The sequence below is a fragment of the Methylobacterium variabile genome (assembly GCF_001043975.1).
Classification (GTDB): domain Bacteria; phylum Pseudomonadota; class Alphaproteobacteria; order Rhizobiales; family Beijerinckiaceae; genus Methylobacterium; species Methylobacterium variabile.
Genome location: NZ_LABY01000245.1, coordinates 19477 through 27722, shown reverse-complemented (window position 1 = coordinate 27722; position 8246 = coordinate 19477). Strand labels below are relative to the sequence as shown.

Below are 8246 nucleotides of genomic sequence, written 5' to 3'. Positions count from 1 at the left end.
CCCCTGGATCGCCTATCCCTGGCTCGACCGCGCCGGTCGCCTGTCGCGGTTCAAGCTCGCGGTCTTCCTCCTCGCCCTCGCGCCGGGGCTGTGGTTCACCGGCGCCTACGCCCTCGACCGGCTGGGCGCGAAGCCGCTCACCGCCTACCTGCACGCCATGGGCGACTGGTCGGTGCGCTTCCTGATCCTGTCGCTGGCGGTGACGCCGATGCGGCGCATCGCCAACGCGCCGAAGCTCATCCTGGTGCGGCGGATGCTCGGGCTCACCGCGCTCGCCTACGCGCTGATCCATGTCGCGCTCTACGTCGCCGACCAGAAGTTCGACCTCGCCCGGGTGGCGAGCGAGATCGTGTTCCGCATCTATCTCACCATCGGCTTCGCGGGCCTGCTCGGGCTCGTGGTGCTGGGCGTCACCTCGACGGACGGGATGATCCGCCGCCTCGGCAAGGCGTGGCCGCGGCTGCACCGGCTGGTCTACCCGATCACCGCCCTGGCGCTCGCGCACTTCTTCCTGCAATCGAAGATCGACGTCTCCAAGCCGGTGTTCTGGAGCGGGCTGTTCCTGGCCCTGATGGGCTGGCGCCTGATGCACCGCCTCAAGCTGCCGACCGCGCCGCTGCCGCTCCTGGCCTTGAGCCTCGCGACCGGCCTCGCGACGGCGGCGCTCGAGGCGGCGTGGTACGCGCTCGCCACCGGCGTGCCGGCCGAGGCCGTGCTCTCGGCCAACCTCGACTTCTCCTACGACGTGCGTCCGGCCTGGTGGGTGCTCGGCGTGGTGATCCTGAGCGTGCCGCTCAACCTGTGGCAGAACCGGACCGGATCCGGCGCGTCCCGCCCGGTCCCGCGCCCCGCCCCGGCGCGATGACCCGTCACGGATGCAGGCTCGCCCACGGCCGCCCGTGCCGGGTCCGCGGTGCGGCACCGTCCATCCGGTGCACCCGCACCGGGATCGACTTCGCCGCCGGGGTCATGCTGCCGACGGCGTAGTGCCAGAGCGGCAGGAGCACGTTCGCCTCCGGGTAGTAGGCGCCGACGCAGCCGACCGGGATGTCGTAATCGACGATGGTGAGCCCGGGCAGCTCGCGCCGGACGCCGTCATCCGCCACCGTCTCCACCCGCACGGTCGCCCCGTCGGACAGGCCGAGCCGGTCGATGTCCAGGCGGTTCATCAGGATCACGTCCCGGGTGCCCTTGATGCCGCGGAAGCGGTCGTCGTAGCCGAACACCGTGGTGTTGAACTGATCGTTGCTGCGCAGCGTCATCATGCGCAGCACGTCGTGGCCGCCCTCCGGCATGTCCGGGTCCTCGTCGAGGCTCCGGGGCACGATGAAGTTGGCCTTGCCGGTCCTGGTGTGCCACTGGCGCTTGCAGGCCGGCAGCGGTCGCTGGAAGCCGCCGGGTTCCCACATCCGCCGGTCGTAATCGTAGAACGTCTCGGGGTAGGTCTCGCCGATCGCGTCGCGGATCAGCCGGTAGTCGCCGCACCACGCGTCCCACGGGACCCTGGGGTTCGGCTCGAGCACGCGCTTGCCCAGTTCCGCCACGAGCCGGATCTCGCTGATCAGGTGCGGCGAGGCCGGCCGGCGCATCCCCCGCGATCCGTGGACGCAGCCGGTCGTGTCCTCCATCGACAGGGATTGGATCCCGGTCGCCTGGCGGTCGGTCTCGATCCGGCCCAGCACCGGCAGGATGTAGCTGATCTCGCCCGGGACCAGGGCGGTGCGGTTGAGCTTGGTGATGGCGTTGACGGTGAGGCGCAGGTGCCTCCAGGCCGGCTCGATCAGGCTGCGGTCCGGCACCGCGCGCACGAAGTTGCCGCCGAGCTCGACGAAGCAATCGACCTCACCGGCGAGGATCGCCTCGCAGGCTTCGACGGAGGTGAAGCCGGCCTCCCGCGGCGGCGAGAAGCCGTATTGCCGCGCCAGCCGGTCGAGAGGGACGAGCTCCGGCTTCTCGGTGACGCCCATGGTGCGCTGGCCCTGGACGTTGGAATGCCCGCGCACCGGGCAGATGCCGGCGCCGCTGCGGCCCATGTTGCCGCGCATCAGGAGCAGATTCGCGAGCATCTGCACCGTCTCGACGCCGGCCCGGTGCTGCGTCAATCCCATGCCGTAGACGCCGATCACCGCCCGCGACCGGGCGTAGACCGCTGCCGTCGCCTCCATGGCGGTCCGCGGCAGGCCGGCCCGGCGCACGAGGTCGTCCCAGTCCTGCCCCCGGAGCCAGTCGGCGAAAGCCGCGAACCCGTGGGTGTGCTCGGCGATGAAGGCGCCGTCGAGCGCCGGTTCTCCCGCGTCCTCGCGCTCCAGCACCGCCTTGCAGATGCCGGTCAGCGCCGCGAGGTCGCCGCCAGTCTTCACCTGGTGGTACTGCGAGCTGATCCGCGTCTCGCGCGTCGTCAGCATCTCGAGCGGCGACTGGGGATTGGTGAAGCGCTCGAGCCCGCGCTCGCGCAGGGGGTTGTAGGTGATGATCGGCACGCCCCGCTCGCTCGCCTCCTGCAGCGGGTGGAGCATGCGCGGGCTGTTGCTGCCGGGGTTCTGGCCGAAGAACAGGATGCAGTCGGCGTGGCCGAAATCGGCCAGCGACACGCTGCCGACCGCCTGGCCGATGCTCTCCGGCAGCGCGACCGAGGTGGTCTCGTGGCAGAGGTTCGAGGAATCCGGCAGGTTGTTGTTGCCGTAGAGGCGCGCGAACAGCCCGTAGAGGTAGCTCGCCTCGTTCGAGCAGCGGCCCGACGAGTAGAACACGGCCCGCCTCGGGTCGCGCTGCCGGCTCGCCCGCAACTCGCGGGCGATCTCCTCCAGGGCCTCGCCCCACGAGACCGGGACGTACTTGTCGGTGGCGGGGTCGTAGCGCAGCGGGTGGGTCAGGCGGCCGGGCTGCTCCAGGTGGTAGTCGTCCCAGTCGAGCAGCTCGGACACCGTGTGCTCGGCGAAGAACTCGGGGCCGCAGCGATGGTTGGTGATCTCCCACGCCACCGTCTTGGCGCCGTTCTCGCAGAACTCGAACGGCAGCGGCTGGGCCGGCTTCACCCAGGCGCAGCCGACGCACTGGAAGCCGTCGACCTTGTTGTGCCGGGTGAGCAGCAGCGAGCCGCTGGCGAGCACGTTCTCCCGGGCCAGGATGTTGCCGAGCGACCGGGCCGAGCCCCAGCCCCCCGCCGGCCCCGCATAGGGTCTGAACGAAACGCGCTTCACCATGCATCGGCTCCGCTGGTTCGAGTTGATGGATGATAGGGGAGGTCCGGGATCGGCGTGCTAGAGGATGTGATCCAACACATTCCGGAGCGATGCCGATGCTGATCACGCGCGATTACATGCTGGAGAAGCCTCCCGGCCCGTCGAGACCGAAACTGTTCCTGGACCAGTCGGTGGTGCCGGGGCTCGCCAACGCGGCGGGCGCCGTCGAGGCGGGGATCGAGCGGATCGTCGTCGCGTCGCGCCGCAACCCTCTCCTCGCCCTGAGCCTCGTCGCCGGGATCGGCCTCGCCCTGACGATGGCGCGGCCGCGCCGGCCGCTCTGACAGGACGGATTGTTCGCCCCAGGGACAACCACATAGATCAAGGTCGCAACGGTTGGCGATCAGATCTTCGTCGGCGAAACGTCCGGATCAAGCTGCGACAAGACCGGGTTGCTTAACTTAGATCAGTGCGGGGACGGTCGATCGACGGCACGAAGGACCCGGAAAGTCCGATCGGCCGTCCGGCGGGCGAGCCGGATACGCCGGAGGGCCGTATGCGACGCAGCCAGCCTCACGGGGACGTCGGCAAGTCTTGGGTCAAGTCTTGGGTCAAGTCTTGCCCCGAATCTTGGCTGATGCCTCGCCCCGCCGCCCGCCCGGTGGCGGCGCGATGAGGGCGGACGAGGCCGGGCCGCTGCGCCGGGGGGCGAGGGTGCTCGCCGCGGTCACCCGCCGCGGGGCCGTGGTCGCCGCCGGGCTCGCCCTGTCCGGCTGCCAGATGAGCCTGCTCAACGCCAAGGGACCGGTCGGCGCGGCCGAGGCCAACATCCTGATCGTCGCCACGGTCATCATGCTCGCCATCATCGTGCCGACGATGATCGGCACGCTGGTCTTCGCCTGGTGGTTCCGGGCCTCGAACACGCGGGCGCGCTACCGGCCGGACTGGGCCTTCTCGGGCAAGATCGAGCTCGTCGTCTGGTCGGTGCCGCTCCTCACCATCATCTTCCTCGGCGGCATCGCCTGGATCGGCTCGCACCAGCTCGATCCCGCGGTCCCGATCGAGTCGGACAGGAAGCCCCTGCGGGTACAGGTGGTGTCGCTCGACTGGAAGTGGCTCTTTCTCTACCCCGAGCAGCAGATCGCCTCGGTCAACGAGCTGGTCGTGCCGGTCGGCGCCCCGGTGCAGTTCCTGCTGACCTCGAGCAGCGTGTGGAACTCGTTCTTCGTGCCGCGCCTCGGCAGCATGATCTACACCATGCGGGGCATGACCTCGCAGCTCAACCTGATGGCCGATCAGGAGGGCACGCTGCACGGCCTCTCGACGCATTTCAGCGGCGACGGCTTCTCCGACATGCACTTCCCGGTGCGGGCGGTCTCGGACGGCGCCTTCGCCGACTGGGTGCAGGGCGCGAAGGCCGGTCCGAGGCTCGACGCCGCATCCTACGGCGATCTCGCCAAGCAGGGGACCGTCGAGGCGCCACGGTCCTACGGCAGCGTCGAGCCCGACCTCTTCCGGCGCATCGTCGACCAGACCATCCCGAAGGGGCCGGGGCCGGCCCAAGGGGCGGACAACGGCGCCCCCCCGACCGTCAAACCCAAAGGGGGCTCGTGACGATGCTCGGCAAGCTCACCTGGTCGGCGATCCCGTTCGACCAGCCGATTCCGCTCGTCGCCGCGGCCCTGGTGGGCCTGGTCCTCCTCGGCGTGATCGCCTGGGTCGTGCTCGCCGGCTACTTCCCGTACCTGTGGCGCGAGTGGATCACGTCCGTCGACCACAAGCGGATCGGCGTGATGTACGTCCTCCTCGGGCTCGTCATGCTGATCCGGGGGTTTTCCGACGCGATCCTGATGCGATCGCACCAGGCGCTCGCCTACAACGCGCCGGGCTACCTGCCGCCGGAACATTACGACCAGATCTTCTCCGCCCACGGGACGATCATGATCTTCTTCGGCGCGATGCCGTTCATGATCGGGCTGATGAACTTCGTCGTGCCGCTGCAGCTCGGCGTGCGCGACGTCGCCTTCCCGACGCTCAACTCGGTCAGCTTCTGGCTCACCGCGACGGGTGCGCTCCTCGTCAACGTCTCGCTGGTGATCGGCGAGTTCGCCCGCACCGGCTGGTGGCCGTCACCGCCGCTCTCCGAGATCACCTACTCGCCCGGCGTCGGCGTCGACTACTATCTCTGGGCGATCCAGATCTCGGGCATCGGCACGCTGATGTCGGGGGTCAACCTCGTCACCACGATCCTGAAGATGCGGGCGCCGGGCATGAGCTACCTGCGCATGCCGATGTTCTGCTGGACCGCGCTCGCCTCCAACCTGCTCATCATCGCGGCCTTCCCGATCCTGACCGCGACCCTCGCGATGCTGACCCTCGACCGCTACCTCGGCTTCCACTTCTTCACCGACGAGGCCGGCGGCAACTCGATGCTGTTCATGAACCTCTTCTGGGCCTGGGGGCACCCGGAGGTCTACATCCTGGCACTGCCGGCCTACGGGATCTTCTCGGAGGTGATCTCGACCTTCTCGGGCAAGCCGCTCTTCGCCTACCGCTCGATGGTGTGGGCGACGCTGGCGATCTGCCTGCTCTCCTTCACGGTCTGGCTGCACCACTTCTTCACCATGGGGCCGGGCGGCGACGTCAACGGCGTCTTCGGCATCACCTCGATGATCATCGCGGTCCCGACGGGGGTGAAGATCTTCGACTGGATGTTCACGATGTACGGCGGCCGGGTGCGGTTCACCACGCCGATGCTGTGGTCGGTCGCCTTCGTCGTCACCTTCGTGGTCGGCGGTGCCACCGGAGTGCTGCTGGCGATCCCGCCGGCCGACTTCGTGCTGCACAACTCGCTCTTCCTGGTCGCCCACTTCCACAACGTGATGGTGAGCGCGGTCGTGTTCGCGGCCTTCGCCGGCTACACCTACTGGTTCCCGAAAGCCTTCGGCTTCACCCTCGACGAGTGGTGGGGCAAGGCGGCGTTCTGGTTCTCCCTCGTCGGCTACGTCTGGGTGTTCACGCCGCTCTACGTCGTCGGCCTGATGGGCATGACGCGACGGATGCAGCACTTCTCCGTCGCCGAGTGGTATCCGTGGATCGTCGCGGCGAGCCTCGGCGTCATCGTGATGTTCGCCGGCGTGGTCTGCCAGGTGGTCCAGCTCGTCGTCAGCATCAGGCGCCGCGAACACCTGCGCGACCTCACCGGCGATCCGTGGGACGGCCGCTCCCTCGAATGGGCCACCGCTTCGCCGCCGCCCTCGTTCAACTTCGCGGTGATGCCCCACGTCGAGGGCGAGGAGGCCTACTGGGCGATTAAGCAGCGGGCCCGCGAGCAGGCGCGCCTGCGCGAGGAACCGGATTACGAGCCGGTCGAGATGCCGCTCAACAGCCCGACCGGCTTCGTCTGCGCCTTCTTCGCCACCCTCGTGGGCTTCGCGATGATCTGGCACATCTGGTGGCTGGCCGCCCTGGGGCTCGCCGGCGCCTTCGCCACCTTCGTGGTCTTCGCCTGGCGCGACCGGGTCGAGTACGAGATCCCGGCCGAGGCCGTGGCGCGCATCAATCGCCTCAACCGGGCGAGCCGCCTCGAGGCGCTGCAGCAGGCCCGCCGGAAGGAGGCCGCATGAGCAGCTCGGCCGCCATTCCGGGGGTGGTGCCGATCCGGCGCGACCCCAACCATCTCGGCCACCACGCCGCCGGCGAGGGGGAGACCCGCGCCACCGGGCGCGGCATCGGCGGGCCGTCGTCGAAGCGCATCGTCGTCGGCTACGGCTTCTGGATCTTCCTCCTCAGCGACATCGTGATGTTCGCCGCGTTCTTCGCGGCCTACGCGGTGCTGCGCGGCGGCACTGCCGGCGGGCCCGGCCCGGCGGAGCTGTTCGACTACACCAACGTGGCGATCGAGACCGTCCTGCTGCTGTTCTCGAGCTTCGCCTGCGGCGTCGCCACGCTCGCGCTCAACGCCCGCCGGGCCCTCCTCTTCCAGGCCGCGATGGCGGTGACGTTCCTGCTCGGCGCCGGCTTCCTGGCGCTGGAGCTGCGCGAGTTCACCGACCTCGTCGCGCGCGATGCCGGCCCGACCCGCAGCGCGTTCCTGTCGGCCTTCTTCACGGTGGTCGGCTGCCACGGCCTGCACGTCACCGCCGGCCTGCTCTGGCTGCTCACCATGATGGCGCAGGTCTTCGCCAAGGGGTTTCGGCCCGACATCCTGCGCCGGGTGATGTGCTTCTCGCTGTTCTGGCACGCCCTCGACATCGTCTGGGTCGCCGTCTTCACGGTCGTCTACCTGATGGGGTCCGCCGCATGAGCCAGACCGACGACCGGGCACACGCCGACGTCGCCCCCGGCGACGAGTACGCCCATGAGGAATTCGGCTCAGGGCTTCGCAGCTACCTGATCGGGCTGGGGCTGGCACTCTTGCTCACCGCCGCCTCGTTCTGGGTCGCGCAGACCAAGGTCATGTGGGCGCCGGCGATTCCCGTCGCGCTCCTCACCTTCGCCATCGCGCAGATGGGCGTCCATCTGGTGTTCTTCCTCCACCTCACCAGCGGGCCCGACAACACCAACAACATCATGGCGCTGGCATTCGGGGTCCTGATCGTCTTCCTGCTGTTCGGCGGGTCGGTGTGGATCATGCACCACATGAACACCAACATGATGATGCCGGCGGAGGGTGGGGCGCCGATGCCGATGCAGCACCAGGGCGGCGGGCATCACTAGGGCTGGGATGCCCGACAGATGAAAGGGCTAGGTGCTGACGATACCGACATCCCACGGTACACGACAGTGCCGTGCAGTGCGGACTGAACGCCTGTCGTGAGCCTCTACCCTTTCCCGGACGACCGAAGCGACAGCGGAAGGAGATCCGGGATCCAGCCGTGAGACTCGCCGCGAACCGGCTCTGAATCGTCCAACGTTGCAGACAGACAGACGGACGCGTCGCGACTTTCTGTGCTGGATCCCGGATCTCCTTCTTCGTTTCAGTTATCCGGGAAAGGGGACGAGCAAGAAGTCGGCGTATAGCTCCATATCGCACCGGGGTGGAACGCGTGCGGGCTGCGCGGC

At 68.8% G+C, this 8246-nt stretch carries 7 protein-coding genes; 6 read left to right on the top strand and 1 reads right to left on the bottom strand.

Annotated elements, in window-relative coordinates; all coding sequences use genetic code 11:
• Positions 1 to 7: 7 nt before the first annotated feature.
• Positions 8 to 865: a protein-methionine-sulfoxide reductase heme-binding subunit MsrQ gene (locus VQ02_RS29065; protein WP_048447734.1), complete on the top strand. Its 858-nt coding sequence runs from the start codon at positions 8 to 10 to the stop codon at positions 863 to 865.
• A gap of 4 nt (positions 866 to 869) precedes the next feature.
• On the opposite strand, the gene VQ02_RS29060 is transcribed toward VQ02_RS29065, so the two are convergent.
• The gene (locus VQ02_RS29060) at positions 870 to 3203 is read right to left on the bottom strand and encodes an FdhF/YdeP family oxidoreductase (RefSeq protein WP_048447728.1); all 2334 of its coding nucleotides are present in this window, start codon (positions 3201 to 3203) and stop codon (positions 870 to 872) included.
• Positions 3204 to 3298: 95 nt separating this feature from the next.
• Between VQ02_RS29060 and VQ02_RS29055 the strand changes: the two genes are divergently transcribed.
• The 5 genes from VQ02_RS29055 to cyoD all read left to right on the top strand — a co-directional run bounded on the left by VQ02_RS29055 (position 3299) and on the right by cyoD (position 7901).
• Positions 3299 to 3526, top strand: coding sequence for a hypothetical protein (locus VQ02_RS29055; protein ID WP_048447733.1), 228 nt, complete (start codon positions 3299 to 3301; stop codon positions 3524 to 3526).
• A gap of 328 nt (positions 3527 to 3854) precedes the next feature.
• Positions 3855 to 4796 (top strand): ubiquinol oxidase subunit II, encoded by a 942-nt coding sequence (gene cyoA, locus VQ02_RS29050; RefSeq protein ID WP_083469512.1) that lies wholly within the window; start codon positions 3855 to 3857, stop codon positions 4794 to 4796.
• Between the two features lie 2 nt (positions 4797 to 4798).
• Positions 4799 to 6808: a cbb3-type cytochrome c oxidase subunit I gene (locus tag VQ02_RS29045; protein WP_048447727.1), complete on the top strand. Its 2010-nt coding sequence runs from the start codon at positions 4799 to 4801 to the stop codon at positions 6806 to 6808.
• Positions 6805 to 7488 carry a cytochrome o ubiquinol oxidase subunit III gene (gene cyoC / locus VQ02_RS29040; protein WP_048447726.1) on the top strand — a complete coding sequence of 228 codons (684 nt, stop codon included), beginning with the start codon at positions 6805 to 6807 and terminating at the stop codon, positions 7486 to 7488. The genes VQ02_RS29045 and cyoC overlap by 4 nt, the downstream gene beginning before the upstream one ends.
• Positions 7485 to 7901: a cytochrome o ubiquinol oxidase subunit IV gene (cyoD, locus tag VQ02_RS29035; RefSeq protein ID WP_048447725.1), complete on the top strand. Its 417-nt coding sequence runs from the start codon at positions 7485 to 7487 to the stop codon at positions 7899 to 7901. Before cyoC ends, cyoD begins: the two co-directional genes overlap by 4 nt.
• Positions 7902 to 8246 lie beyond the last annotated feature (345 nt).